Genomic DNA, 26,860 nt, shown 5'->3' on the forward strand with positions numbered 1-26,860 from the left:
TTGATCGAGGCGTCCCGTGCCGCCCTTGGCACGGGACGCAGTTCAGATAAATTCCATCGCCGAGACTGACCCGTGACCGAAGCAGGACTAACCATGCTCAATCGGACTGCGGACAACGTTGCCCGGGCGACACCGGAGCCGTTGGCCAGGAGGATCCGGGGCATCAGCGACAAGGGCCTCGCCTGGCTGTTCATCTCGCCGACGATCCTGTTGCTTTTGGCCATCAACATCTTCCCGCTGTTCTGGGCGATCTATCTCTCCTTCACCAACTACCGCGCCAACCGGCCGAACGAGGTGGTGAAGAATCTGGGGCTTGCCAATTACCGGCGCATCTTGGGCGATCAGGACATCTGGATCGCCATGCAGACGACGGCGCATTTCGTGTTCTGGACGATCCTCCTGCAGACGGTGATCGGCTTCACGCTGGCCTGGCTGATCGACCGCAAGTTTCGCGGCCATGCCTTCTGGACGACGATCATCCTGGTGCCGATGATGCTGTCGCCGGCGGTGGTCGGCAATTTCTGGCGCTTCCTCTACGAGCCGCAGATCGGGCTGTTCGCCTATGCCGTCTCCTTCGTCACAGGCATTCCGCCGACGAATGTGCAGATGCTGTCCAATGTCGAGCTCGCGCCGTGGGCGATCATCATCGTCGACACCTGGATGTGGACGCCTTACGTGATGCTGATCTGCCTCGCCGGCCTGCGCTCCATCCCCGAATACATCTATGAGGCGGCCGAAGTCGACCGCGCCTCCAACTGGCGGCAGTTCTGGTCGATCACGCTGCCGATGGCGCTGCCCTTCATCATGCTGGCGGTGCTGTTCCGCGGCATCGAGAACTTCAAGATGTTCGACATGGTCAATCTCCTGACCGGCGGCGGGCCGGGCTCGACCACCGAGGTCGCCTCGATCACGTTGAAGCGGCAGGCCTTCGAGAGCTGGCGCACCGGCTATTCCTCGGCCTTCGCCATCATCCTGTTCGTCGCGGTGTTCGGGCTGGCCAACATCTACGTCAAGGCGCTCAACAAGGTGAAGCAGAGATGAGCCTGACCACCGCCCATTCCGTCGTCGCGCCTTCGGCGAACTCGAAGCGGATCGCCGGCGCGATCGTCGTCGGCTACGCGCTGGTCTCGATCGTGCCGCTGCTTTGGATCTTCGCCACCAGCTTCAAGACGCCGCCGGATTCGATCGCCTATCCGCCGAAAATCGTCTTCCAGCCCAGCATCGAGGGCTATTGCAACCTGTTCACCACCCGCACAAGGCAGACGCCGGAATATATCAACTCGCTCGGACCGGCGACCGGCTTCTGCGACGAGACGGTACGCAAGCGCAACATGGTGATCGCAGGGCCGTCGAACTTCCTGCCGCGCTTCGTCAATTCGCTGATCATCGCCTTCGGCTCGACCTTCTGCGCGGTGTTCCTCGGCACGCTCTCGGCCTATGGCTTCTCGCGCTTCAAGGTGCCTCTCGCCGACGACCTTCTGTTCTTCATCCTGTCGACGCGCATGATGCCGCCGATCGCGGTGGCGATCCCGATCTATCTGATGTACCGCGAGCTCGGCCTCTCCGACACCGCGCTCGGCATGATCCTGCTCTACACCGCGGTCAACGTCTCTTTGGCCGTGTGGCTGCTCAAGGGCTTCATCGACGAGATCCCGCGCGAGTATGAAGAAGCGGCGATGATCGACGGCTATACGAGGCTGCAGGCCTTCTGGCGCACCGTGCTGCCGCAGGCCACGACCGGCATCGCTGCGACCGCCATCTTCTGCCTTATCTTCGCCTGGAACGAATATGCGTTCGCCGCACTTCTGACCTCCGGCACGGCGCAGACCGCGCCGCCCTTCATCCCGACCATCATCGGCGAAGGCGGCCAGGACTGGCCGGCGGTGGCCGCGGGCACGACGATCTTCCTGGTGCCGATCCTCGTCTTCACCATCCTGCTCCGCAAGCAATTGCTGCGCGGCATCACCTTCGGCGCGGTGCGCAAATGATTGATGTGGGAATAACTCGACCCCCACTCCGTCGAGCTTCGCTCGACACCTCTCCCCGATCGACGGGGGAGAGGAAGGGCGCGAACTTCATTCAGCCAGGCTCCTTTCCTCTCCCTCCGGAGGGGGGAGAGGCGGCGCTGCGAAGCAGCGACGGAGTTGGGGAACCACTTGGCAACCATCTCTCCCCCTAAACGGGGAGAAGGACGGGAGGAACGCATGAGCCGCACTGTTGTCTCAAAGCGCTCCTCCTGGCCCCGCTGGGCCCGGCGCGGCCTGATGGAGAACATCGCCACGGCGATCATCGCCATAGGTTTCCTGATGCTGTTCCAGTCCTTCGCGCTGGCGCTCTACAGCTATTCCTTTGTCACCATGCTCGCCGGCACGGCAATGTTCATCATCGTCTCGAAATTCCCGGAATAGCCATGGCCGAGATCCGCGTTCAGAATCTGAGGAAAGCCTTCGGCGAGTTCGTCGCCGTGCAGGATTCCAACTTCGTCGTCGAGGACGGCGAGTTCTTCGTCATGCTTGGACCATCGGGTTGCGGCAAGACGACGACGCTGAGGATGATCGCCGGACTGGAACTACCATCCGGCGGCAAGATTCTGCTCGGCGGTGAAGACGTCACCATGCGCCGGGCGCGCGAGCGCGACATCGCCTTCGTTTTCCAGCTCTTCGCGCTCTATCCGCACATGAATGTGCGCAAGAACATCGGCTTTCCGCTTTTGGCGCAGGGCATGGCCTCGGCCGAAATCCGGCAGCGGGTGGAGGAAACGGCGAAGCTGCTCCGCATCGATCACCTGCTCGACAAGTCCGTCTCCGGCCTGGCCGGCGGCGACCGCCAGCGCGTCGCGCTCGGCCGCGCCATCGTGCGGCGACCGAAATGTTTCCTCATGGACGAGCCGCTCGGCACCCTCGACACCGAATTCCGCGATCTGATGGTGCATGAGCTGCGCGAGCTGCACAATCGCATCCACGCAACGACGGTCTATGTCACGCATGACCAGATGGAAGCGATGTCGATGGCCGATAAGATCGCGGTGATGAACCACGGCGTCATCGAGCAGTTCGGCAGCCCGCGCGAGATCTACGACCGGCCGGCGACGATGTTCGTCGCCGACTTCATCGGCTCGCCGCCGATGAACTTTTTGCGCTTCGGCGGCGGGCTTGCCAAAGGCGCGAAGGAGATCGTCGTGCAAGGCGCCAAGGTGGCCGTGCCGGAAGTGCGCGAGGATATCGCGCCCGCCGACATGGCGCTTGGCATCCGGCCCGAGCACATCCGCTTCGACGACGCCTCGAAGCTGCGCGGCGCGATCTACGGCACCGAATATCTCGGCACCACGCAGATCGTCGCGGTGGAGACGGCGGACGGCATCATCAAGGCGCGGGTGCCGGCCGGCATTCATCTGAATCCGGGCGAACGGGTCGGGCTGACGCTGAGCAGCGCCAGGCTTTCGCTGTTCGATAAAGGCACTGGACGCGCGGTCAGAACCGCCATGCATGATCAGGCAGCGGAGGCGCGCCATGGCTGACGTCCATGTCCATGGGGTGACCAAGAGCTTTGGCGAGACCGTCGCCGTCAGCGATCTCGACCTGCAGATCAAGGACGGCGAATTCGTCGTATTGCTTGGCCCGACCGGCGCCGGCAAGACGACGACGCTCAGGCTGATCGCCGGGCTGGAGCGGCCGGACAGCGGCACGATCCGCATCGGCGGGCAAGACGCGACGACACTGTCGCCGGCCGAGCGCGACACCGCCTTCGTGTTCCAGCAATATTCGCTCTACCCGCATCTGTCGGTCTACGACAACCTCGCCTTCCCGCTGCGCTCGCCGGCGCGGCGTTTTCCCGAGGAAGCGATCCGCCGCCGTGTCGAGGAAGTGGCGCGGATGGTGCGCATCGACCATAAGCTCGAAAATCGCTCGACCAGATTGTCGGGCGGCGAGATGCAGCGCGTCGCCATCGGCCGCGCGCTGGTGCGGAAGCCCGCGATCTACCTGATGGACGAGCCGCTGTCTTCGCTCGACGCCAAGCTGCGCGCCGATCTCAGGCTCGAGCTGAAACGCATCCAATCGGAGCTCGGCGCCACCATGCTCTATGTCACGCACGACCAGGTCGAGGCGATGACCATGGCCGACCGCATCGGCATACTGGCCGACGGCGTGCTGGTGCAGATCGGCACGCCGCGCGCGATCTATTCGGAGCCGACAAACCTTCATGTCGCCGCCCGGCTCGGCCAGCCGGCGATCAACCTGTTGCCGGCCGGGCTGCTGCCCGATGGCGGCGCGCCGACCGGCACGACGACGATCGGCGCGCGCACCGAGCATCTATCGATCGAGAAGGCGGCCAACGGCCATGCCGACGGTGTCGTCGACTGGGTCGAGCATCTCGGCGACCAAAACCATCTGCATGTCACGGTAGGCGCAAAGAAGCTGGTGACGCTGACCGATCCCGACACGCCGCTCGAAAAGGGGGACAGAGTGACGATCCGCTACCGCTCGCCGCTTTATTTCGGCTCGAACGGGCAAAGGCTGATGTAGCGGGGATAGCCGGCTCGCATTGTTTGCACACGCCACATTCCGATTGACGATACGCAGATACGGACTGGACGAAATCCATGAAGCACTTTTTCAATCGCAAAGAGACGATCGTCACCGAGGCGCTGGACGGTTTTCTTGCGACCGCGGGCTCTGGCACGCTGGCGCGCCTCGACGGCTATCCCGAAATCAAGGTCGTGCTGCGCGCCGACTGGGACAAAACGAATGTCAGCATCGTTTCCGGCGGTGGCGCCGGGCATGAACCCTCGCATGCCGGCTTCGTCGGCGCCGGCATGCTGACGGCGGCCGTCTCCGGGGAGATCTTTGCTTCGCCGAGCGTCGAGGCGGTGCTGGCGGCGATCCGCGCGACGACCGGGCCGGCCGGCTGCCTTTTGATCGTCAAGAACTACACCGGCGACCGGCTCAATTTCGGTCTCGCCGCCGAAAAGGCGCGCGCGGAGGGTTTTGCGGTCGAAATGGCGATCGTCGCCGACGACATCGCGCTGCCCGACATCGCCCAGCCCCGCGGCGTCGCCGGCACGCTGTTCGTTCATAAGATCGCTGGGCATCTGTCGGAAAGCGGCCATGACCTGGCTACGATCACAGCCGCAGCGCGCGCGGCGGCGAAAGACATCGTTTCGCTGGGCATCTCGCTCTCCTCCTGCTCGATCCCTGGCCAGGCGCATGAGGACCGCTTCGGCGCGGATGATGGCGAACTCGGCCTCGGCATCCACGGCGAGCCGGGCGCCGAGCGCATCGCGCTGCAAAGCGCCGGCAAGCTGGTCTCCGTGATGGCCGAACGCCTCGCCGCGCGGCTCGACGTCGGCAGCCATTATGCGATGCTGATCAACAATCTGGGGTCGGTGCCGCCGCTGGAGATGTCGCTGATCGCCAATGCCGTGTTGTCCTCGCCGCTGGCAAAGGCGGTGACGCTGACCGTCGGCCCCGGGCACCTGATGACCGCGCTCAACATGAACGGGTTTTCGCTGTCGCTGATCAAGCTCGACGCGGAACGCGAAGCCGCGCTGCTGGCGCCGGTCGGCCCGCACGCGTGGCTGCCGGCGAAACCGGTGCGCCGCCCGGTCGTTATCGCAGCGGGCAAGGCCGCCATTGGTGGCGCCGCCAAGGCGGCCAGCCGCGACGCCGGCTCCGAACGGCTGATCGCCGCGATTTGCAGAAGGCTGATTGCGCTCGAAGAGCCTCTCAACACTCTCGACGCCAAAGCCGGCGACGGCGACACCGGATCGACGGTGGCGACCGGCGCGCGCAGCGTGCTCGACCGCCTCGACACGCTGCCGCTTGCCGATCGGGCGGCAACGCTTGCCGCAATCGGCGACACGCTGGGCACCTCGATGGGCGGCTCGAGCGGCGTGCTTTTGTCGATCTTCTTCACCGCCGCGGCGCAGGCGCTCAATGGCGGCGCATCGCTTAGCAAGGCGCTGCTCGCCGGCCTCGACCGGATGACCTTCTACGGCGGCGCCAAGGTCGGCGACCGCACCATGGTCGACGCGTTGGAACCGGCGCTGAAAGCGCTCGACGCGAGCGGGCTGGAAGCTGCGGCCCAGGCCGCCCGGCACGGCGCGGAGACGACTGCGGCCATGCAGAAGGCGAAGGCCGGCCGCTCCGCCTATGTCGGCCGGCAGCTTGACACAGCGGATCCGGGCGCCTTTGCGGTGGCCGAGGCGTTCGCGGCCGTAGCGGCCATGTTCGCCCCGGCATGAAGGACAGAGAATGCCCGCATCCGAATTCTCTCGATTGATCGCGGCGGCGGCGGATACGATCGCGGCGCATGCCGACGAGTTGACCGCGCTCGACCAGGCGATCGGCGACGGCGACCATGGGCTGAACATGAAGCGCGGCTTCGAAGCCGTGCGCGCCGAGGCCCAAGCAATCACGGCGAAACCGCTGCCGGACGCGCTGAAGGCGGTCGGCACCAAGCTGGTGATGACGGTCGGCGGCGCCTCCGGGCCCCTGTTCGGCACGCTGTTCATGGCGCTCGGCAAGGAGTTGCCGCCGACGCCCGACCGCGCCGCGCTGACGGCGGCGCTCGGCAAGGCGATCGAGGCGGTTTCGGCGCGCGGCAAATCGCAGCCCGGGCAAAAAACCATGCTCGACGTGCTGCAACCGGTGTATGAGGCGCTGGGGCAGGGCAAGACGGCCAGCGAAATCGCCGAAGCCGCCGACCGGGCGGCCGAGGCCACCGTGCCGATGAAGGCCCTGCGCGGGCGCGCCTCCTTCCTGGGAGAGCGCTCGATCGGGCATATGGATGCCGGCGCGCGCTCGACCGCGCTGCTGGTGCGCGCAGTCGCTGAAGCGATCGAGGGTAATTGATGAGCAATGTCGGCATCGTCATTGTATCGCATTCGCCGCTGGTCGCCGAGGGCACGGCCGACATGGTGCGCCAGATGGTGGGCGACGAAGTGCCGCTTGCATGGTGCGGCGGAAACGGCCATGGCGGGCTCGGCACCAGCGTCGAGGCGATCATGGGCGCGATCGACAAGGCCTGGTCGGAAGCCGGCGTCGCCATCCTGGTCGATCTCGGCGGGGCCGAGACCAACAGCGAGATGGCGGTCGAGATGATCGGCGAGCCACGCTCGCACAAGATAGTCGTCTGCAACGCGCCGATCGTCGAGGGCGCGGTGATGGCGGCGACGGAATCCTCCGGCGGCGCCTCGCTCAAGGAAGTGGTGGCGACGGCGCATGAATTGTCGCCGTCTTGAGTGAACGGGAACCGACTGAATGTCCGCATCCGCCGAAGCCACGGTTCTGATCACCCACGAGGTGGGGCTGCACGCGCGTCCTTCGGTGAAGTTCACCAAGCTCGCAAAGTCGTTCGCGGCCGAGGTGGAAGTGGCGGTGGCCGCCAACGGTCCGTGGTTCGACGCCAAGAGCATCGTCAAGGTCATGGCGGCCAAGGCGCCGAAGGGAACCGTGCTGCACATACGGGCAAGAGGTGACGGCGCCCAGGAAGCGGTCGGCGCGCTGGTCGAGCTGGTGCAGCGCGATTTCGACGAGGATGCGGACCATGCCCGCTCCGCTTGACGCAAGCCAGCCCAGTTCCCCGGCCGCAAGGAACGAGGGTCATGCGGCTTGAGGGCATTCCAGCCTCTCCAGGTTATGCCGAAGGGCCGCTGTTCGACGTCGACCGGCCGCCAGCCGGCTATAAAGCCAAGGCGAGCGGGGCGGAAGAGAAAGCAGCCCTGAAGGCGGCGATCGGCAAGGCTGTGAGCCGGCTGACCTCGCTTGTTGAAATCGCCGATGGCGATGCCGCCGGCATTCTCGAATTCCACATCGCCATGCTGGAGGACAATGCGCTGAGCGGTCCGGCTTTCGCGGCGATCGGGTCCGGAGAGCCGGCCGATCTTGCCTGGCGGCAGGCGCTGGATGCCGAAATCGCCGGCTATGAGGCGTCCGACCAGGACTATTTCCGCGCGCGTGCCGCCGATTTGCGCGACATCCGCGACCAGGTGCTGCGGGCGCTGAGCGAGGACGGCGGCACGGCGGCACCTCCCGGCGCCATTCTCCATGGCGTGGACCTCGCGCCGACGCGCTTCCTGGAAACGGATTGGAGTCGCGGCGGCGGCATTGCGCTCGAGGCCGGCAGCACGGCCAGCCATGTCGCCATGCTGGCGCGCTCGCGCGGCGTGCCTATGGTGGTAGGACTTGGCGCTTTGGCGGACAGGCCAGTCGGGAACGCGCTGCTCGATGCCGAGCATGGCGGTGTCGTGATCTCGCCCTCGCCGGCGGAGATCGAGGCGTTCCGGCGGTCATCCTCCTCCTTCGCGGCACGACAAGGCCAGGCGCAGAGTTTTCTCGCGCAGCCGGCGGCGACCAAGGCCGGCACGCCCGTGCGGGTGCAGGTGAATATCGCCTATCCTTCCGATGTCGACAGCATCGGTATCGAGACATGTGACGGCGTCGGCCTGATGCGGACGGAATTCCTGTTCGGCAAGGCGCTGCCGGACGAGGAGACGCAATACCAAGCCTACCGCAAGGTGCTGGAGTGGGCGGGCGAAAAACCGGTGACCATCCGCACGGTCGACGCCGGCGGCGACAAGCCGATCCCCGGATTTACCGTCGAGGAGACCAACCCGTTTCTAGGTTTGCGCGGCATCAGGCTGTCGCTGGCGCGGCGCGACATCTTCCGGGTGCAAATCCGGGCATTGCTGCGCGCCGCCGTACACGGCAATCTGAAGGTCATGTTCCCGATGATCGCCACCGCCGAAGAATATGCCCAAGCCGCAGCGCTGTTCGCCGAAGAGCAGGCGGCGCTCGCGACGGGAGGTGTGGCGCACAGAATGCCGCCGCTCGGTATCATGGTCGAGGTGCCGTCGGTCGCCATCGCACCAGAGGCGTTCGCCGATGTCGCCTTCTTCTCGATCGGCTCCAATGATCTCACGCAATATGTGATGGCGGCGGCACGCGATAATGCCGCCGTCGCGCATCTGAATTCCGTCCGCCATCCGGCGGTGCTGCGGCTGATCGAGTCGGTAACCCATTTCGGACGGGAGAAAGGCATTCCGGTCAGCCTCTGCGGTGACGCCGGCGGCGATCCCGCCGCCATCCCGACGCTGCTCGAAGCCGGCCTGCGCGATCTTTCGGTGGCTCCGACGCAACTCGCGATGGCCAAGGCGGCGATCGCTGAGGTTTCGGTGTAAGCGCGGCATGGCCAAGGCAGCCAAGATACAGGAAGCCAGCTCGGAAGACGCGATCCGCGCCTACAAGACGATCCTGTCGCAGGTCATCGACCAGCGGCCTTCCGGCATGCGCCAGCGGCTTGCCGATGCGCTCGGCAAGCACCGCAGCTTCGTCACGCAGATCTCGAGCCCGGCCTATTCGATCCCCATTCCGTCGAAGCATTTGCCGGCTATCTTCACCGTCTGCCATTTCAGCCCGGCCGAGCGCGACCAGTTTCTGGTCGCCTATCACCAGGCGCATCCCGGCAAGATGCCGGCAGCCTCGGGCCCGCGCAAGACACGCCACGTCTCGCTCATCGTGCCGGATTTCGGCGACGACAGGCAGAATGCCGCGCTCGACCGGGCGATCAACGAATTCATCCAGAAGATCACCAGCATCGCCGGCAAGGGCAGCGGCTGACAAAGCAATCTCAGGAAGAGTGCGTGGCGGTTTTCCTGGAATTGCGCATATCGGATCCAAGGCTATTCGGGAGGACGGCCATGAAGAAGTTTCTCAATTCGGTGGACACGGTGCTCACCGAAAGCCTGGACGGCTTCGTCGCCGCGCATTCGGACATTCTCGTGCTCGGCGACGAGCACAAATTCGTCCGCCGCAGAGAACTGAAACCGGGCAAGGTGGCGCTGATCTCCGGCGGCGGCTCCGGCCATGAGCCGCTGCATGGCGGGCTGGTCGGCCACGGCATGCTGGACGCCGCCTGCCCCGGCCAGGTCTTCACCTCGCCGACGCCGGACCAGATGCTGGCGGCCGTGCAGGCGGTCGACACCGGCGCCGGCTGCCTGTTCATCGTCAAGAACTACGAAGGCGACGTTATGAACTTCGACATGGCCGCCGAAATGTCGGAAGGCGTGCTGCAGGTGGTGACCAATGACGACGTCGCGGTCGAGAATTCGTCCTACACCACCGGACGGCGCGGCGTCGCCGGCACGCTGGTGGTGGAGAAGATCGTCGGCGCCGCGGCCGAGCAAGGCATGGCGCTGCCAGCGCTCAAGGCACTGGGCGATCGCGTCAACGGCGCGACGCGCTCGATGGGCGTGGCGCTCACCAGTTGCACGGTGCCTGCGGCGGGCAAGCCGACCTTCGAGATCGGCGACAACGAAATGGAATTCGGCGTCGGCATCCATGGCGAGCCCGGCAGGCGGCGCGATGCGCTGAAGAGCGCCGACGCCATCGCCGAGGAGGTTTGCGCGGCGATCGTCGGCGACCTGGGCGACCGCGCCAAGGGACCGGCGCTGCTGTTCGTCAACGGCTTCGGCGCCACGCCGTCGATGGAGCTTTACCTGATGTACAACAGCGCGCGCAAAATCTTCGAGAAGAGCGGCGTGACGGTGGTCCGCTCGCTGGTCGGCTCCTATGTCACCTCGCTCGACATGGCTGGATGCTCGATCACGCTGACGATGCTCGACCAGGAAATGACGGCGCTGTGGGACGCGCCGGTGCGCACGGCGGCGCTGCGCTGGGGGATGTAAGCCTTCACTGGCTTGCCCCACGCTTTTCTGCGACCATGTTCGGGTAATTTGCACGCCATTCGCGAACATTGCCCGGTTGATGTTGCCACCGCTTTCGCCTGCCGAGGAAAAACTGCTGCTCGACTTTGCCGACCCCGAAGTGCCGGCCGACGGGCAACGGACCCTTTCGACAAACAGCCTCATGGCGCTGCTCGCCAATGCCGAATTCCACGGCATCCTGCCGATCATGCTGCGCAAGCTTCGGGAAATCGGCGACGCCAAGCTACCGGCAGATACGGCCTTGCGGCAGAAGCTCTCCGAATTGCGCGACCAGGCGACGCTTGCGACCGGGCAGTCGATGCTGCTGCAATATCACGGCGACCGGATCATGAAGGCCTTGGCGGCGAAAGGCATTCCGGCCCGCATCGTCAAAGGTCCGGTCTTCGCGCGCAAGCTCTACCGCCATGCCGCCGACCGGCCGTTCACCGACATAGACATCCTCGTCGACCCCGCCAGCATCGCAGAAGCCAATAGTGTGATCGCCGGCTGCGGCTTCGAGCTTGCCAGCGGCGAGGCCGAGTCGCACGAGCTGCAGGAGTTCAAGTGGCTGGAGAAGGAGAACTCCAGCCTGCTGATCGAGCTGCACGGCAACCTGGTGCATGACACCGGCATGCGGCGGCGGCTGTCTCTCGGCTTTCGCGAGCTGCAGGTCATCGATGGAGGCGAGGCCGACACGCCGGCGGCGCTGCTCACCATCGCCATCGTTCACGCCGCCGGTGGCCACAAGTTCCACCGGCTGCAGCTCTGTGTCGACGTGCTGCAGGGCGTGCGCGCGCTGCAATCGCCGGACGTGGAAGCGCGGCTGCTCGACGCCGCGCGCATGACCGGCATCGAGCTCGAGCTGGCGACGGTGCTGAACGTGACCGGGCGCCTGTTCGACGAGCCACGCGCGATCGCGCTTGCCAACCGCATCAAGCCCGATCTCGCGATACGGCTCGCCAAATGGCTGATCACCGGCAACATGCTGCTCAGGGTCAACTCGCGGGACAAGGTGCGCTCGCGCCTCAGCCGCGATGCCTTCCGCTGGGTCCAGCGGCTGGCCCGGGCGAGACGCTACGCTGCGTGAGCGCCCGTGGAAAACTCTACTCCTCCAGCGTCGCGCGGATCAGCGCTGCTGCATCCGCCGGCCTCGCGCCGACTTCCAGGGTGAAGGTCGGGACTGCCTTGACCAGTGCCGCGATCGACGCCATGCGCCGTTTCTGCATCGGCAGGAGGCCGGTCAAGCCGGTCCTGACATTGTCGGTGGCAAGCGCAACCATCGCGTCGGTCCTGGCCAAGGGCATAAGCCGGGTCTGGCCATCGGCCGAGCGCGCCAGATGCAGGAGCGCCGCGACAGGCCTGGCGCGAACATCCTCGATGCGGATGATTTCGCCCAGCCGCTCCAGCGAGACGGCCTGCTCGCCCTCGGCGTCCCATGTCTCGCTTAGGCAGGCCGAGAGAAACGGCAGCATCGCCGCGGTGTTGCGGTGGATCTTCACCTTGCGCGGCATGCCCCAGGCCGTGGTGCCGCCTGGCGCCGCGCTGAGGATCATCACATCGTCCGAGCAAAGGCCGAAGCCCCGCGATGCCAGCGCCATTGATGTCGTCGACTTGCCGATGCCGCTCGGCGCATGGATCAGCACCAGCGCCTCGCGGCCGGGCAGGGTCAGACCGGCGGTATGGAGCATGTGCTGGCCGCCGGCGTCGAGAGCGGCATCCAGCACCATCATCAGCAGCGTCCATTTGACCTTGCTGTCGGGATGGACGCGGATATCGGCCCAGCCCTCATCGGCATGGATCGAGGCTGTCTGGAGGCCGGGAAAGACCAGATAAACGACGTCGCCGGCGTCGATGATCCGGCAATGGCCGTCCGGCGGCGCTTCGCCGTCGAAGGCGAGCTTTCCTTCCGGGTTTTCGGGCAGTGCCGACGTTTCGACGATGTTGATGCGAAAGCCGGGTTCGACCGTTTCGTCGACGCGCAAGCTGCCGAGCATCAGGTCGAAGCTCGGCCAGAGATCGGCGCGCTCCGCCGATATGCCGATGACCTGGCCGTTGAGGTCATAACAGACTGTGGTCGCGGCACCGGTCAAGCGGCGCGCGCCTTTTGGCTGCCGCCGGGATGGCGATAGATCTCGACCATGTCGGGAAGGCTGTCGCTGACCACCGGCTTGCCGTCAAGGCAGACCCAGCAATGTGCCGACAGGCGTGGTTCGTGCATCGATTTGGCATCGACGCCGAAGCGCAGCTCGGGATCGAAACCGGCCATGCGCAGGAAACGGAAGCCGAGCAGCCCTTCTCGCAGGCATCTGCGGTCGCGCATCAGCCAGGGATGCCGGACCGCGCGGTTGACGCGGGTGACGATATAGGCGGAAGGCAGGCCGCGATAGGGCGTGGGCGCGTCGAGCGGCGCCCATTTCAACACCGCCTCGAAGTCGCGCCGGCCGACCAGCACCGGTATCAGCCGGGCGCTGAGCCACAGATGGACCCGGAACAGTGCACGCAGGATTGGTCCGTCGGCCATCACGCGCCCGTAGCGGCCAGGATGCCTTCCGCCACCAGCTCGGCGGCGAGTGCCGCCATGTCCTGGTCGAGCGTCACCTTGTCGACTTCGAATTCGTCCGACAAGAGATCGACGATCTGGTCGAAGCTGCGCACGCCATCGATCTTGTCGAGAAAGGCCTCGGTGGTGCCATTGCAGGTGTAGAGCTGGCCGCTGCGTGCCAGAAGCACGACCGCGCCGTCGCCGACATGCTGCACGGAAGCGTCGTCCGCCATCCGCAGGACCGTTTCAGAGGCGATTTCGACCATGCGCCTATCCAGACAATTGCCGGAGAAGGATTTACCGCCGCCTCCCGGCGCTGTCCATCGCCTGACGACGACTGCTGCGCGTCGGCCATCTTCAGGCGATGACCGACATATTGAGCCGCCCTCGCCGTGCCCACTGTCAAGTCGCCGGCACCCGTCAGGGTTGCCAACTTTCCTTCAGGTAAGCTAAGTTTCGCCGGGGGTTTTCGGGGGAGTGGACAGTATGCGTTACAACTGGGATCGAGCTCCGACGGCATTCGAGCGCCATCGGAAGGCATTGGCGGCCGCGATATTGATCGCCGGCGGTGTGGGGCTGATGCTTGCGGCCTTGCCGCTTTAAGCGGAATTCAACTTCCTGACAGGCAAACGCGCTCCCACCCGGGGCGCCGCCGGATATGTTTGCCGGCAACGTCGACCAAAATGCAGGAAGACATGGCCGGCAAAAGCGGCCTAAAGCGCATCGCGATCTTTCAGATCGCTTAGCGCGCTTTAGGTTTTGATTTTACGCATGTCTTTTGTCCCGAAACCGGTTCCCACTTTCGTGAGACATGCTTTAGGCTATTGCCGGACGACGAAATGTCCTGGGAGGAAAAGTCGATGGCGTCACGCTACCACGAGGTCTATGAGGGCTGGAAACGCGACCCCGTAGGGTTCTGGGCCGAGGCGGCCAAGGCGATCGACTGGTATTCGCCGGCAAAGAGCGTCTTCGATCCGACGGCCGGCGTCTATGGTCGCTGGTTCACCGGCGCCACCTGCAACACCTGCTTCAACGCCATCGACCGCCATGTGGCGGGCGGGCGTGCCGACCAGCTGGCGCTGATCCACGACAGCGCGATTACGGGCACGATCCGGAAATTCACCTATGCGGAACTGAAGCGCGAAGTGGTCGCGCTTGCGTCGGTGCTCAAGAACCGCGGCATCGGCAAGGGTGATCGCATCATCATCTACATGCCGATGGTCGCGGAGGCGGCCATTGCCATGCTCGCCTGTTCCCGCATCGGCGCCGTGCATTCAGTGGTGTTCGGCGGCTTCGCCTCGCATGAGCTCGCCACCCGCATCGACGACGCCAAGCCGAAGCTGATCATCTCCGCATCCTGCGGCCTGGAGCCCGGACGGGTCGTCGCCTACAAGCCGCTGCTCGACAAGGCGATCGAGATGTCGAAGCACAAGCCCGACGCCTGCCTGATCCTGCAACGCGAACAATTGCGCTGCGAGATGAAGGAAAATTATGACTTCGACTATGCCGACGCGGTTGCCCGCGAGCGGGCGGCCGGCGCCAATGTCGACTGTGTGCCCGTGCTCGCAACCGACCCGCTTTACATCATCTACACCTCCGGCACGACCGGCCAGCCGAAAGGCATCGTGCGCGACAATGGCGGCCACATGGTCGCCCTGAAATGGACCATGGACAACGAATTCGGCGTCAAACCGGGCGAAGTGTTCTGGGCGGCCTCCGACGTCGGCTGGGTGGTCGGCCATTCCTACATCGTCTACGGGCCGCTTCTGCACGGCTGCACCAGCGTGCTGTTCGAGGGCAAGCCGATCGGCACGCCGGACGCCGGCACCTATTGGCGGGTAATCTCGGAGCACGGCGTGGTGGCGCTCTTCACCGCGCCGACGGCCTTCCGCGCCATCAAGGGGCAGGATCCCCAAGGGGAGTTCGTGCCGAAATACGACCTGTCGAAGTTCCGCACCCTGTTCCTCGCCGGCGAGCGCGCCGACCCTGAGACCATCAAATGGGCGGAGCAGAAACTCGATCGACCGGTGATCGACCATTGGTGGCAGACCGAGACCGGCTCGCCGATGACCATCAACCCGGCCGGTTTGGGGCTTTTGCCGGTGAAATACGGCTCGCCCGGCGTGCCTATGCCTGGCTACGACATCCGCATTCTCGACGATGCCGGCCACGAGGTGCCGCGCGGCACGCTCGGCAATGTCGTGGTCAAGCTGCCGCTGCCGGCCGGATGCCTGCCGACGCTCTGGAATGCCGATGCCCGCTTCCGTCAGGCCTATCTCGATGAGTTCCCGGGCTTCTACAAGACGGCCGATGCCGGCATGGTCGACGACGACGGCTACCTCTATGTCATGGCGCGCACCGACGACATCATCAATGTCGCCGGCCACCGTCTCTCGACGGGAGCCATGGAGGAGGTGCTGGCCGCGCATCCCGATGTCGCCGAATGCGCTGTCATCGGCATCGCCGACGCGATGAAGGGCCAGGTGCCGCTCGGCTTCGTCGTGCTCAATGCCGGGGTGTCGCGCGACACCGGCGCGATCGAGAGCGAGGTGGTGGGGCTGGTGCGCGAGCGGATCGGTCCGGTCGCCGCCTTCAAGACGGTGGTGACGATCAAGCGGCTGCCGAAGACGCGCTCCGGCAAGATCCTGCGCGGCACCATGCAGAAGATCGCCGACAAGGAGGAATGGACGATGCCGGCGACCATCGACGATCCCGCCATCCTCGACGAGATCACCGTGGCGCTCAAGGGACGCGGCATCGGTATCTAGCGCCGTCGGTATTGGGGAGCGGATCGCAGCATCAGGCGCTTCCACGAATTCGTACCGCACCGCAATCGGCTGTTGTGCAATGCAGCAACAGTTCGTAAAGTCCGCCTGGGGGGCCATTCCCAAGGTAAGGCATGGCTCAGCACAAGACGACTTTCGGCGGCGTCGACATATTGCGTTTCCTGGCCGCCGTCATGGTGATGTTCTATCACTACGGCTTCTGGGTATGGGCGTTTCCCGGCGGCGTGTCGGCACGCTCGACCGGTGGCATCCCGCCCCATCCCGAGATGGCCTTTGTCGGCTCCGGCTGGGTCGGCGTTCAGGTGTTCTTCGTCATCAGCGGCTTCGTGATCGCCTTCAGCGCCGAGAACTCGACGCCGCTCAAGTTCTTCGAAGCGCGCGTCAGACGGTTGGCGCCGGCGGTCTGGGTCTGTGCGCCGATCTCGGCCATCGTGCTGCTCATGGTCGGCCTTTCCTGGCCGACGGACGCCGTGGTGCGGCTTGCCCGCACGGCGCTTTTCGTGCCTTTCGAGCCATGGGTGGACAGCGTCTACTGGACGCTCGGGATCGAGATCGCCTTCTACGCCATCGTCTGGATACTGCTGCGGCTTGGCCGCTTCGACCTCATGGAAGCCGTCGCCGTCGTCATCGGCCTCGTCAGCACGCTGTTCTGGTGCCTCTATTTCGCCTTCGGCTGGACCGACCTGGCGGAGACGCGCTGGCTGCAGCTCGCCCTGGTGCACCACGGCGCGTTCTTCGCCGTCGGCGTGCTCATCTGGCTGATGCGCTTCAAGGCGGTGACGGTGCCGCGGCTCTGCTTCTCAGCCTTGTTCCTGGCTGGCGGCGTGCTGCAGATCATCAGCTCGGTCGACGTGCACAGCATCAAGGTGGAAGCCACGATGCCTTACGCGCCGCCGATCATCGTCTTCCTCGCAGCGGTTGCGCTGATGGCATGGTCGCTGAGGCTCGATTTGTCCTGGCGCGGCTGGCGCCGGATCGGGCTGATGACCTATCCGCTCTATCTCATCCACGATGTCGTCGGCGCGGCGATGCTAGGCGTCCTGGTCCGAGTCGGCGTGCCCTACCTAGTCTCGATCCCGATCGTCGGCGCTGCCATGATCGCCGCAAGCTGGCTGGTGGCGGCCGAGGCCGAGCCGCGCATCCGCCTGCTGCTCGACCACACGCTCTTCCGCTATCGGCTGAAAGCCGCCTAATGCATGTCGCCCAAAGGTGCGCAGCGGTTTTGGGAAACGACATGCATCAAAACGAGAACTTAAAGCGCGTCGCCTGAGTCCGTCTCAACGCGACGCGCTTTAAGCAAAGCACGGTTGCGGTGTGGAATTGTTTGCATCCGACATGATATCGAGGCTTGGTCCACGCTCCGTGGCATGACCCTTAATTTGAGTACCGAGCCGCAATCCGTGAGCCTGTTCCAGCGATCTAGACGACCCCGACCCTTGCCGCGCGAGCGGCTGGTGATGGATATGCGCGACACGGTGGTCTACGCGATCGGCGACGTGCATGGCTGCCTCGACGAGCTACGCGCGCTGGAGCAGAAGATCCTGCTCGACGCACTGCAGTTCCGTGGCCGCAAGATCATCATCATGCTCGGCGACTACATCGACCGCGGACCGCAGTCGCGACGCGTGATCGAGCACCTCATGGCGCCGCCGCCGAAAGGCTTCCTGCGCGTATGCCTCGCTGGAAACCACGAGGTGGCGATGCTCAACTATCTCGACGGCTACCTGTCGCGGGACCCATGGCTCGCGGTCGGGGGGCGGGAGACCCTCTATTCCTACGGTATCGACCCGGCCCATCTCGCCAATCTCTACGCCTCAGGCGAAGAAGTCGACGAACGTATCCGCGAGACGATTCCCGCCAGTCATGTCGCCTTCCTGCGCACGCTGCCGGTGATGGTCTGCTCGGAGCAGTTCGTGTTCGTGCATGCCGGCATCCGGCCCGGGATCGCTCTCGAGGAGCAGGACGAGGCCGACCTGCTCAACATTCGATCCGACTTCCTCGCGGCGGCGCATCACCTCGACCGCTGGGTCGTGCACGGACATACGATCGTGGACGTTCCAACGCTCGAGGGTCGCCGGCTCGGCATCGACACCGGCGCTTTCCAGAGCGGCCGGCTGACCGCCCTCAGGATCGTCGGCAAATATGGACGGCTGCTGTCGTCCAGGGATTGAGAGTTGTTCCGACCGCTCTGAGTATTAACTCCGGAAGGAGAAACGCTCGACGCCGCCTTCATGACGCAAGCACAGTTCGCTCTCAGGTCGGCGCAAGCTCGGCATCTGCGGCGGCGCCAAAGGACAGCAGATCGCCTTCCCACTTGCTGCGCTTAAGGAACTGTTCCCAAGTCACGGCATCCGGATCGATTCTCCGACTCCAGGTCAGATCGCGCTCAGGGGCGTAGTAGCCATATTCGACGGCGTATTCGACCATACCCACCAACTCGCGCACGAGATGCTCATTGCCGGCGAAGCTCGGAAAATGGCGCAACAAGTCTTCACGCGAATAGGCAGAGGCATAGCGGGCGCGTTTTCCGGTGACCCGCACAAACGTGTCCACCATTTGCTGCGCCGAGATAAACTCGCCGATCACAGGCAGGACTTCGCCAGCGTATCGCGCCGGGTGGTCAAAGATCTCGCGCACCGCCGGGCCGGCCGCAGTGAGCGGATCACAGAACGGCATGGGGATATCCGGCGGCAGGTATATGGCAAACGTTATGCCGTCCTCCCCGCCGCGCGGCACGTAGTATTCCAGGAAGTTGGTGTAGTAAAACGCCAGATACACAAACGAGCTGCGGACGGGCAGGCCGCGAATGTAATCCTCTACCTTTGCCTTGTCCGTGAAATGCGGCGCCCACTTGGTGCCGCCGGTGATGGCTTCGACATTTTCGAGTCCGCTGAACACCACCTGCTCGACGCCGGCGGCCACCGCCGCGTCGGCCAACTCCTTGCCGAGGTCGAGTTCGGGTTCCGCCGGCGGCACCTTGACGATGGGCGGCGTCATCAAGAACGCCCCAGCCGAGCCTTTCATCGCTTCGGCGAGCTCGGCCTGCCTGCCGAGTTCAAGAGGCGCCACCACGACTTCGGCACCCTTCTTCGCCAGGGCCTGCGCGGGCTGGCTGTCGAGGCGTCGCGTCAGGGCACGTACCCTATAGCGCCCGCTGTCGAGCAAGGAATTGGCGACGCTACGGCCTTGCTTGCTCGAGGCGCCAACAACGGTGATCAGAGGTTTGGAAGTATCGGCTTGGCTCATGCTGGTTATCCTGGTTGAGAGGCGGAACCGCTTCGTCCCCGTCCTTCTTCCTCGGGCGCGCCGCGTGTCGGCCTTGATCGCGGAATCTCGGCTGGCGCGAGCTATATTGGAAATCATGAAAGTGTTCGGCTACTATCCATGCCGTGGATACCAAGCGCCTTGACCTCAATTTGTTGGTTACCTTGGAGACGCTGCTGGTCGAGCGGAACGTCACGAAGGCGGCTGCCCGGCTGCACCTGAGCCAGCCAGCGGTAAGCGCCCAGCTAAACCGCCTCCGGCGTGAGTTCGATGACCCGCTGCTGATTCCTGCCCAGCGAGGCATGACGCCGACGGTCAAAGCGATGGAGTTGCTCGATCCGTTGCGCCAAGCCCTTGATCAAGTTCGCGCAACGGTCGCTTCGCATAGGAACTTCGATCCGGCGAAGGCCAACCTGACCTTCGCAATCGCTTGCACGGACTATCTGCAAGCGGCCGTGGTCAAGCCGCTCGTTGTGGAACTCAGGACGCGGGCGCCCGGTGTTCGCGTCGCGATCCGCAATCTGGACGTGCCGCAGCTGGAGGCGCAGATGGCGCGCGGCGATGTGGATCTGGCGCTGATGACGCCGCAGGCGGCCCCGCCAAGCCTTCGCACCCGCCATTTGTTCGATGAGCGCTATGTGCTCATCGGCCGCCGGAAGCATCCGCGGCTGCGGGAAGGAATCACGGTCGCTGAATTTGCCATGCTGGAGCAAGTGATCGTATCTCTGGACGGGGGCAGCTTCGTGACACCGTTGGACAGCGCTCTGGCCGCTCTCGGACACAAGCGCAACGTGGTGCTTTCCGCGGCTTCGTTCCTGTTTGTCCCCGAGATCGTGTCGCACTCGGACTTCGTGGCACTGGTCCCGGAACGGCTGGTGCGCGATTCCGCGGACCAGCTTGAAGTGATGGACTGTCCGTTCCCCGTTGAAGGCTTTGCAGTGGGAATGGTGTGGCATGAGCGCAATCACGGACACAGCGGCCAGCGCTGGATCCGTGAAGCTGTCGTCTCCCTTGTCGCGCGACAATCCTCGTCCCAAGCGCGCGACAGTCACAGCTAGGGGGGTTCAGCGTTTCACGGAATCGCCGAACCGCTCTAACTATTTGTTTTTACGCATTCCGGACGGAAAATCGTTACACAGTTTTCCTGGAATTGCTCTAAATCAGGCGGCCTGCTTGGAGCGAGACTCCGACTTCTCCAGATAGTAGCTCGAATAGCGGTCGAAGAACTTTTCCGAAGCGCCGAGCGAGCCGTATTTCGCAAGCTTCTTCAGCTCGACCTTGTTGAGCACCGCGCCGACGATCTTGTCGGCGATATAAGGCTCCTGCTCCAGCATCGAGCGTATCATGGCGCGTGGCGTGCGGCCCCATTCGGTGACGAGCACGAAACCATCGACCAGCGGCGCGAAGGCCTTGGCGTCGACCACCGGACCGAGCGGCGGCAGGTCGACGATGATGTATTCGAACGTCTCCCTGGCGTTCTCGATGAAGCGCCGCATGCCGGCCGAGCCCAGCAGCTCGCTGGTGTGCGAGAACTGGCCGCGCAGCACCGCGGGGATGATCGCCAGCTTGGTCTGGCGGTCGACCTTGCCGACCGACTGCCAGGTCTGCCCGCTGACCACCGCTTCCATCAGCCCCTGCTCGGTCTCCATGCCGAGGCTGCGGCTGAGGCCGGGGTTGCGCAGGTCGCCGTCGATCAGCAACGTCTTGGCGCCATTGGCGGCGAGCAGGCCTGCAAGGTTTGCCGCGACCGTCGACTTGCCTTCGCCGGGCAGGACCGAGACGACGCCGATCACCCGGCTGTCCTTGTCTTCCATCACCACATCGAACGCGATCTTGGCGTTGCGGAGCGTCTCGGCGAACATCGAGGCCGGTGCGTCGAGGCTCACCCGCATGCGCGCCCTTTTCTCGGCCGCCGACAGGCTGGTGACCTTACCGTCGGCCGGCAGGTCGTCCGGCTTCGCCTCCTTGGCCCTGCCGCCGCCGATCGTCGGCAGATAGCCGAGGAACTTCAGACCGACGCGGTCTCGAACGTCCTCGCCGGTGCGGAAGAAGCGCTCGTTGAATTCGTTCAGGCCTCCGAAACCGGCGCCGAGCATGAGGCCAAGCACCAGCGAGAGCGCCAGCACCCTGATGGTGCGCGGGCTGGATGCGGCCAGGGGCATGTTCGCGTCCGAGATGATGCGCACCTTGCCGACAGGGAAGGATTGCTGCTGCGAGGCTTCCTGGTAGCGGCTGAGGAAGGTCTGGTAGAGTGTGGAGAGCGCCTGCGCCTGCTGGTCGAGTTCCCTCAGCCTCACCTGCGACTCGTTGTCGGCCGAGCTCTGGCCGGCAGCGGTGGTGATCTTCTGCCTAAGCTCGGCCTCGCGCGCTTGCGCGACTTGGAAGTCGTTGCGGTAGCTTTCGGTGATCTGCTTCAACTGCCCGAAGATCTGCGCCGACACATCAGCCTTTTCCCTGGCGAGCGCCACCGCCTGCGGGTGGTCCTTGCCGAAGTTCGCCTCGACATCCTGCAGCCGCTTGGAGACGGCGAGATAGCGGGTCTTGAGGCCGATGATGACAGAACTGCTCGGCTGATCGGATGCAATCGCGGAATCGTTGAAGGCATTCTCGGAACCGCTTTCGACGATCGCCTTGTACTGCTGGTAGCGGGCGCTGGCCCGCGCCGTATCGGCCTGTGCGATGATGAGCTGGGCGTTGAGGTCGGACAACTGCTTGCCACTGATCAACTGGCCGTCGCTGTTTGCGGACAGCCCGTGCTCGGCCCTGAATTTCTCGACCTCCATGGCGGCCTGCTGCGAACTTTGGCGAAGCTCGGTCAGCCTGCCCTGCAGCCAGACCGCCGCGCGCTCGGTGGCGTCGAAGCTGGCGTTGAGCTGATCGGCGAGATAGGCCTCGGCATAAGCCTTGGTGATGGCCGTGGCGAGCGCCGGATTGGTCGACTGATAGCCCAGGGTAATGACGTTGCTGCGGCCGACGCGATCGGCCATCAACTCGGTCTGCAGCTTGAGGACCGCATAGTCGTGACGCGCGGCGGTGATCATTGCCTGGCGTGTCGCTTCGTCGACGTTCTGGATTCCTGGAATGTCATCCGTGCCGGAGCCGCCGCGAAAATAGGCAACCGCGCCGCGCAGGAAACCGATGCCCCGCGCAAGGGCCGATTGCGGCGGATACATGAACTCGTCGTTCTGGTCGAGCTTCAGCTTGTCGACAACCACCGATGCCAGCCGCGCCGAGTTGAGAATTTCTATCTGGCTGAGGATGGTCGCGTCCGTCTGCTGCGTGGCGTTGGCCGCAGAAATGTCGTCCACGACCTTGTTCAGGCCCTCGTCGATCAAAACGCTCGAGACCGACGTGTATTGCTTGGGCGTGGTCTGCAGGTAGATCACACCCAGGAACAGGCCGATGACGGCGCAGACCGCCACCACCTTGGCCTGCCGGGCCGCCATGCCAAGCAGACGCTCGACGTCGATGAAGTCTTCACCCTTTTCCGCTTCGGTACTGGGCAATGGCATCCTCTTGTCGAGAGGAAAGTTGGCATAATTCATCTTCGGTCCAATTCCAGGTTGCAGGCGCTACTGGCCTTCGAAGAGTGGCGTCGTTACCAGAAAAGACCACGCAACATCCGTGCCACGGGGCGCCTGGCCAGGAAAGCCAGGCGCTTGCGCGGCTGTCGCGCCATCGCGATTGCGCATATGCACCCAAAATTTGGGCATTATGCGGCTACTTCCCGGCGCTCGTGCGACCGGACGAATTGCTGCAGCATTTCGAAGACCGGTCCTTTCATGTCGTCGCGCGCCAGGGCAAAGGCGATGGTGGCCTCGATGAAACCTTCCTTGGAGCCGCAGTCGAACATGCGGCCGTTGAAGGGCTGGGCATAGAAGGGCTGGCTCTCCGCCAGGCGGACCATGGCGTCGGTGAGCTGGATCTCGTTGCCGGCGCCGCGCTGCTGGGTGCCGAGCAAGGCGAAGATCTCCGGCTGCAGGATATAGCGGCCGTTGATGTAGAAGTTCGACGGCGCGTTGGCGGGAGCCGGCTTCTCGACCATGGCGGTCACCTCGAAGCCGGAGGCTACCTCGGCGCCGCGGCCGACGATGCCGTATTTGCCGGTTTCCGAAGGATCGCAGCGCTCCACCGCGATGACGTTGCCGCCGGTCCGCTGATAGAGGTCGACGGTTTCGGCGAGGCAACCCGGCGCGCCGAAGGACACCATGTCGGGAAGCAGCAGGGCGAAGGGCTCGTTGCCGATCACGTCGCGCGCGCACCATACGGCATGGCCAAGGCCATGCGGCGACTGCTGGCGGATGAAGGAGGTGGCGCCGGCCACCGGCAGCAGGCTTTCCAGCGACTGGAGCTGCGCCTTCTTGCCGGTCTGCTCGAGGGTTCCGATCAGTTCAGGATGCAGGTCGAAATAGTCTTCGATGACGGCCTTGTTGCGGCCGGTGACGAAAACGATGTGCTCGATACCGGCCTCGAACGCCTCGTCCACGGCATATTGCACGACAGGCTTGTCGACGACGGGCAGCATTTCCTTCGGCATCGACTTGGTCGCCGGCAGGAACCGCGTTCCGAGCCCCGCCACCGGTATCACTGCCTTCCTGACTTTCTGCATCGCTTATTCCTTCTGAGGAGATCGATTTCAACCTATCGCTGGCTATGAAAATGCATTCCATCCGCCCGCATGCTTCACCTCCCCGTCCCCACGGCAAACTGTGCCGCAACCCTTCTGAGCCGGACCGCGATCGGCATCGACATATGCCTGACCGCGGCCGGATCGCTGAGCGCCGTGCGTATCGCCTTGAGCGGCGCACGCGCCTTGATGTGCTGAACCAGTGACAGGAACGAGGCCGCCTTGCGCAGGCTGCGGCCGCGCCTCGCGAAGGCCGTTCTGGCGGGCTCGTCCATGAAATGTGCGGCGGCGAAGGCGGCATCTGCCTCGGCCATCGCCTCGACATGATGCAATTCGAGCACCCGCGAGATCGAACCGGTGCGGATGTGATAGACATAGCCCGTGGTCGGCTCGACCACGCAGCGGCCGCCCTTGGCCAGCGCGCTCGCCAAAAGAATGTAGTCTTCGCCGATGCGCAGCTTCTCGTCGTAGCGAAGCTGGTTTTCGTCCAGGAATCGACGCTGGAAGATCGGCTTCAGATAACCGAGGTTGAAGCGCGATTCGAAGACCACGTTGCCGGCGATGTAACCGGCCAGCGAGATTTCACCGAGCTCTTCGAGATACTCGGTCGGGAACATGATGTCGTCGGGCGTGCCGTCCTCGCGCACGACCTGGACATTGTCGACCACGATCTCGGCGCCTGCCTTTTCCGCCCGCGCGATCATCGCCGCCAGCCGGCCGGGCAGAACGGCATCGTCGGAATCGAGCACGGCCACCCAGCGTCCGCGGGCAAGATCGAGCCCGGCATTCCTGGCGCCGCCGGGACCCCGGTTGGCGGGAAGCGCGACCACCTTGACGATGTCGCCGGGATAGGCGCGCGCGACATCGAGCGTGCGGTCGCGCGACCGGTCGTCGACGACGATAACCTCGACGGTGACGTCGCGCTGCGCGATCGCGCTGGCGATCGCCCGATCGAGGGTCGCCTCGGCGTTGTAGGCGGCGATGACGAAGCTGACGTCAGGCTGCACGCTTGTCCCCTTCCTGCGGGTTCAGGCCGTACTGGCGGATTTCGCGGACGCCGACCAAACCGCTGACGACGCCGACATGCATAATGCCGCGCAGCACGCTGCGGTTCCGTCGCACCGGGCTGACCGCGGTCAAAAGCGCCATGCCGAAGCAGTAGGCCGCCTTGGCGGAAGCGAGACCGACCTGACTGATGCGGCGCACGCCACCGGTGTTGCGTCCGATGAGGTGGCCATGCGTTTGTCCGAAGCGGAAGCGGCGGCGGCGCAGCCACTCGAAGGCAGCCCTCGAGCGCGGCACCACCTCGTCGACAAAGGCCCGCGGGGCGAAGGCGATGCGCCCGCCGGCCTTGACCATATGATCGAAGAACTCCGTATCCTCGCCGCCGGTCTGGCCGCGCGCCAGGCTGAAGCGTCGGTTGCGCAGGCTCTCCTCGGTCATCCTGAGCAGGACGTTGCAGGTATAGCCGGTGCGGATCTCGCCGCGCACCCAGACGGGCAAGGTCGAGTGGAAGTCGCCCTTGCGCATCCAGTCCGGCGCATCCTGACGATAGGTCGCGCGAACCGGCCCGAGCACGGCCGTCGCGCCGGTCGCCTCCGCGGTCGCGACAAGCTCGACAAGCCAGCCCGGCGACGCCGTCTCGTCGTCGTCGATGAAGGCGACGAGGTCCGATACGCTGGCATCGAGGCAGGCATTGCGGGCGATCGAGATGTTGCGGGCCGGCGCGTGGCGATAGCGGATCGGCAGCTTCAGTTCCTGCGCCAAGGCCTTTACCTGCGGCCGTGCCGTCGGCTGATCGTCATTGTCGGCCACGACTATGCCGATCTCGAAGCCGTCGGGCTTCTCCAGCGCGGCGATGGAGCGCAGCGTGTCGGCAAGCTCCGGCCGGCGGAAGGTGCAGATGCAGATGTCGATCGAGCGGCCGGCCATCATGCCGCCTCGCGCTGCGATCGGGGCGTGAGAAGCTGCAGCCAGAAGCCGACGGACCAGCCGAAATGCATGACCATCGCCGAAACGCCGGCCAGCGCCATGCCCGGGTTGCGCTGGCGAATGGTCGTCACCGCGCCGTAGCCGAGGCACACGATCGCCCAAAGCAGGAAAGGCACGGCCGCCAGCCAGGAGACGAAGGAGAAAAGCGCCAAAAGAACGACCGGCGCGACCAGCAGCGGGATCATCTGCCGCAGCTTCGGCACCATGCGATGCTTCAGCACGTTCTTCGCGCGGCCGCGGCCATAGCCGAGATATTGGAAATAGAGGCTCTTCAGCGTTGCGCGCGGGTAATAGATCATATGCGTCTCGCCGCTCATCCAGATGCGGTAGCCGGCCTGGCGCAGCCGATAGTCGAGCTCGGCGTCCTCGTTGTGGCTGAAGCTCTCGTCATAGCCGCCGACCGCCCTGAAGGCGCTGATGCGCATCAGCGCATGGTGGCCGTGGTCGACCCATTCGCCGGCCGACATGTGGCGGTGCTTCGAACCGCCGGTGCCGAGCTTGGAATTCTGCGCCGCGGCGACGGCCTTCTGCACCGCGCCGGTACCGCTGGTCAGCATCGAGACGACGACCGAATCGGCGCCGGTAGCAAGCGCCTCCTCGATCAGCCTGTCGCAATAGTCGGCGGGATAGCCGCCATGCGCGTCGATGCGGATGACGTAGCCGGCGTCGTCGCCGAACGTCGCCACCGCCAGGTTGACGGCCGCGCTCTGGATGCGCTTCGGATTGGCGAGCAGCACGACCCGCGGATCCTCGGCGGCGATCTTTTCGACGATGCCCTGCGTGCCGTCGGTGCTGCCGCCATCGGCGACGACGATGCGCGCGCCCAGTCTTGCCGCAGCCGGACGCAACTGCCCGAGCAGCACGCCGATATGAGCAGCCTCGTTGAGGCTCGGAATAACGATCAGGCTCGATGCCGTTGTCCGCATCATCGGCTTTTTTCCATCCTC

The 26,860-nt window shown here is 64.7% G+C and carries 26 protein-coding genes; 17 read left to right on the plus strand and 9 right to left on the minus strand.

Annotated features, from left to right (window positions below):
- Positions 1–93: 93 nt before the first annotated feature.
- The 13 genes from QAZ47_RS01085 (at position 94) to QAZ47_RS01145 (ending at position 11,789) form a co-directional block, all read left to right on the plus strand.
- Positions 94–1,041, plus strand: a complete 948-nt coding sequence (locus QAZ47_RS01085; protein WP_278232199.1) for a sugar ABC transporter permease — start codon at positions 94–96, stop codon at positions 1,039–1,041.
- The gene (locus tag QAZ47_RS01090; RefSeq protein ID WP_278075262.1) at positions 1,038–1,988 is read left to right on the plus strand and encodes a carbohydrate ABC transporter permease; all 951 of its coding nucleotides are present in this window, start codon (positions 1,038–1,040) and stop codon (positions 1,986–1,988) included. The genes QAZ47_RS01085 and QAZ47_RS01090 overlap by 4 nt, the downstream gene beginning before the upstream one ends.
- 216 nt (positions 1,989–2,204) lie before the next feature.
- Positions 2,205–2,408 (plus strand): hypothetical protein, encoded by a 204-nt coding sequence (locus QAZ47_RS01095; protein WP_278075261.1) that lies wholly within the window; start codon positions 2,205–2,207, stop codon positions 2,406–2,408.
- Positions 2,409–2,410: 2 nt separating this feature from the next.
- Positions 2,411–3,517, plus strand: a complete 1,107-nt coding sequence (locus tag QAZ47_RS01100) for an ABC transporter ATP-binding protein (protein ID WP_278205117.1) — start codon at positions 2,411–2,413, stop codon at positions 3,515–3,517.
- Positions 3,510–4,523, plus strand: coding sequence for an ABC transporter ATP-binding protein (locus QAZ47_RS01105; RefSeq protein ID WP_278232200.1), 1,014 nt, complete (start codon positions 3,510–3,512; stop codon positions 4,521–4,523). Before QAZ47_RS01100 ends, QAZ47_RS01105 begins: the two co-directional genes overlap by 8 nt.
- 77 nt (positions 4,524–4,600) lie before the next feature.
- Positions 4,601–6,241, plus strand: a complete 1,641-nt coding sequence (locus QAZ47_RS01110; RefSeq protein ID WP_278232201.1) for a dihydroxyacetone kinase subunit DhaK — start codon at positions 4,601–4,603, stop codon at positions 6,239–6,241.
- A gap of 10 nt (positions 6,242–6,251) precedes the next feature.
- Positions 6,252–6,851 (plus strand): dihydroxyacetone kinase subunit DhaL, encoded by a 600-nt coding sequence (gene dhaL / locus QAZ47_RS01115; RefSeq protein ID WP_278232202.1) that lies wholly within the window; start codon positions 6,252–6,254, stop codon positions 6,849–6,851.
- Positions 6,851–7,240, plus strand: a complete 390-nt coding sequence (gene dhaM / locus QAZ47_RS01120; RefSeq protein WP_042645089.1) for a dihydroxyacetone kinase phosphoryl donor subunit DhaM — start codon at positions 6,851–6,853, stop codon at positions 7,238–7,240. The genes dhaL and dhaM overlap by 1 nt, the downstream gene beginning before the upstream one ends.
- A 19-nt stretch (positions 7,241–7,259) precedes the next feature.
- Positions 7,260–7,562, plus strand: a complete 303-nt coding sequence (locus QAZ47_RS01125) for an HPr family phosphocarrier protein (RefSeq protein WP_278075255.1) — start codon at positions 7,260–7,262, stop codon at positions 7,560–7,562.
- Positions 7,563–7,603: 41 nt separating this feature from the next.
- Positions 7,604–9,178 (plus strand): phosphoenolpyruvate--protein phosphotransferase, encoded by a 1,575-nt coding sequence (ptsP, locus tag QAZ47_RS01130; protein ID WP_278232203.1) that lies wholly within the window; start codon positions 7,604–7,606, stop codon positions 9,176–9,178.
- Positions 9,179–9,185: 7 nt separating this feature from the next.
- Positions 9,186–9,617: a hypothetical protein gene (locus QAZ47_RS01135; protein WP_278232204.1), complete on the plus strand. Its 432-nt coding sequence runs from the start codon at positions 9,186–9,188 to the stop codon at positions 9,615–9,617.
- 80 nt (positions 9,618–9,697) lie between these two features.
- Positions 9,698–10,684 carry a dihydroxyacetone kinase subunit DhaK gene (gene dhaK / locus QAZ47_RS01140; RefSeq protein ID WP_278232205.1) on the plus strand — a complete coding sequence of 329 codons (987 nt, stop codon included), beginning with the start codon at positions 9,698–9,700 and terminating at the stop codon, positions 10,682–10,684.
- A 79-nt stretch (positions 10,685–10,763) separates the two neighbouring features.
- Entirely contained in the window at positions 10,764–11,789 is a 1,026-nt protein-coding gene (locus QAZ47_RS01145; protein ID WP_278232206.1) for a nucleotidyltransferase family protein, read from the plus strand.
- A gap of 16 nt (positions 11,790–11,805) precedes the next feature.
- On the opposite strand, the gene QAZ47_RS01150 is transcribed toward QAZ47_RS01145, so the two are convergent.
- The 3 genes from QAZ47_RS01150 to QAZ47_RS01160 are packed head-to-tail and all read right to left on the minus strand — an operon-like array spanning position 11,806 to position 13,510.
- The gene (locus tag QAZ47_RS01150) at positions 11,806–12,792 is read right to left on the minus strand and encodes a serine kinase (RefSeq protein ID WP_278232207.1); all 987 of its coding nucleotides are present in this window, start codon (positions 12,790–12,792) and stop codon (positions 11,806–11,808) included.
- On the minus strand, positions 12,789–13,223 hold the full coding sequence (locus QAZ47_RS01155; RefSeq protein ID WP_278232208.1) for a lasso peptide biosynthesis B2 protein: 435 nt from the start codon (positions 13,221–13,223) through the stop codon (positions 12,789–12,791). The genes QAZ47_RS01150 and QAZ47_RS01155 overlap by 4 nt, the downstream gene beginning before the upstream one ends.
- Positions 13,223–13,510 (minus strand): PqqD family protein, encoded by a 288-nt coding sequence (locus QAZ47_RS01160; protein WP_278232209.1) that lies wholly within the window; start codon positions 13,508–13,510, stop codon positions 13,223–13,225. Before QAZ47_RS01160 ends, QAZ47_RS01155 begins: the two co-directional genes overlap by 1 nt.
- A gap of 594 nt (positions 13,511–14,104) precedes the next feature.
- On the opposite strand from QAZ47_RS01160, the gene QAZ47_RS01165 reads away from it, so the two are divergent.
- The 3 genes from QAZ47_RS01165 (at position 14,105) to QAZ47_RS01175 (ending at position 18,201) form a co-directional block, all read left to right on the plus strand.
- Positions 14,105–16,012 carry a propionyl-CoA synthetase gene (locus QAZ47_RS01165; RefSeq protein WP_278232210.1) on the plus strand — a complete coding sequence of 636 codons (1,908 nt, stop codon included), beginning with the start codon at positions 14,105–14,107 and terminating at the stop codon, positions 16,010–16,012.
- 131 nt (positions 16,013–16,143) lie between these two features.
- Complete coding sequence (locus QAZ47_RS01170; RefSeq protein ID WP_278232211.1) at positions 16,144–17,223, plus strand: acyltransferase; 1,080 nt, start codon at positions 16,144–16,146, stop codon at positions 17,221–17,223.
- A 264-nt stretch (positions 17,224–17,487) separates the two neighbouring features.
- Positions 17,488–18,201 (plus strand): metallophosphoesterase family protein, encoded by a 714-nt coding sequence (locus tag QAZ47_RS01175; protein ID WP_278232212.1) that lies wholly within the window; start codon positions 17,488–17,490, stop codon positions 18,199–18,201.
- An 82-nt stretch (positions 18,202–18,283) separates the two neighbouring features.
- On the opposite strand, the gene QAZ47_RS01180 is transcribed toward QAZ47_RS01175, so the two are convergent.
- Positions 18,284–19,276, minus strand: coding sequence for an NmrA/HSCARG family protein (locus tag QAZ47_RS01180; protein WP_278232213.1), 993 nt, complete (start codon positions 19,274–19,276; stop codon positions 18,284–18,286).
- A 143-nt stretch (positions 19,277–19,419) separates the two neighbouring features.
- On the opposite strand from QAZ47_RS01180, the gene QAZ47_RS01185 reads away from it, so the two are divergent.
- The gene (locus QAZ47_RS01185; protein ID WP_278232214.1) at positions 19,420–20,352 is read left to right on the plus strand and encodes a LysR family transcriptional regulator; all 933 of its coding nucleotides are present in this window, start codon (positions 19,420–19,422) and stop codon (positions 20,350–20,352) included.
- A 102-nt stretch (positions 20,353–20,454) separates the two neighbouring features.
- Here QAZ47_RS01185 and QAZ47_RS01190 read toward each other — a convergent pair whose 3' ends face one another.
- From QAZ47_RS01190 to QAZ47_RS01210, 5 genes are all read right to left on the minus strand, one after another.
- Positions 20,455–22,839, minus strand: a complete 2,385-nt coding sequence (locus QAZ47_RS01190) for a polysaccharide biosynthesis tyrosine autokinase (protein ID WP_278232215.1) — start codon at positions 22,837–22,839, stop codon at positions 20,455–20,457.
- 167 nt (positions 22,840–23,006) lie between these two features.
- Complete coding sequence (gene galU / locus QAZ47_RS01195; RefSeq protein WP_127857925.1) at positions 23,007–23,903, minus strand: UTP--glucose-1-phosphate uridylyltransferase GalU; 897 nt, start codon at positions 23,901–23,903, stop codon at positions 23,007–23,009.
- 74 nt (positions 23,904–23,977) lie between these two features.
- Positions 23,978–24,928: a glycosyltransferase family 2 protein gene (locus tag QAZ47_RS01200; protein WP_278232216.1), complete on the minus strand. Its 951-nt coding sequence runs from the start codon at positions 24,926–24,928 to the stop codon at positions 23,978–23,980.
- Positions 24,918–25,856 (minus strand): glycosyltransferase family 2 protein, encoded by a 939-nt coding sequence (locus QAZ47_RS01205; protein WP_278232217.1) that lies wholly within the window; start codon positions 25,854–25,856, stop codon positions 24,918–24,920. Before QAZ47_RS01205 ends, QAZ47_RS01200 begins: the two co-directional genes overlap by 11 nt.
- Positions 25,853–26,839: a glycosyltransferase family 2 protein gene (locus tag QAZ47_RS01210; RefSeq protein WP_278233746.1), complete on the minus strand. Its 987-nt coding sequence runs from the start codon at positions 26,837–26,839 to the stop codon at positions 25,853–25,855. Before QAZ47_RS01210 ends, QAZ47_RS01205 begins: the two co-directional genes overlap by 4 nt.
- Positions 26,840–26,860: the final 21 nt, after the last annotated feature.

Source organism: Mesorhizobium sp. WSM4904 (assembly GCF_029674545.1).
Lineage (GTDB): Bacteria > Pseudomonadota > Alphaproteobacteria > Rhizobiales > Rhizobiaceae > Mesorhizobium.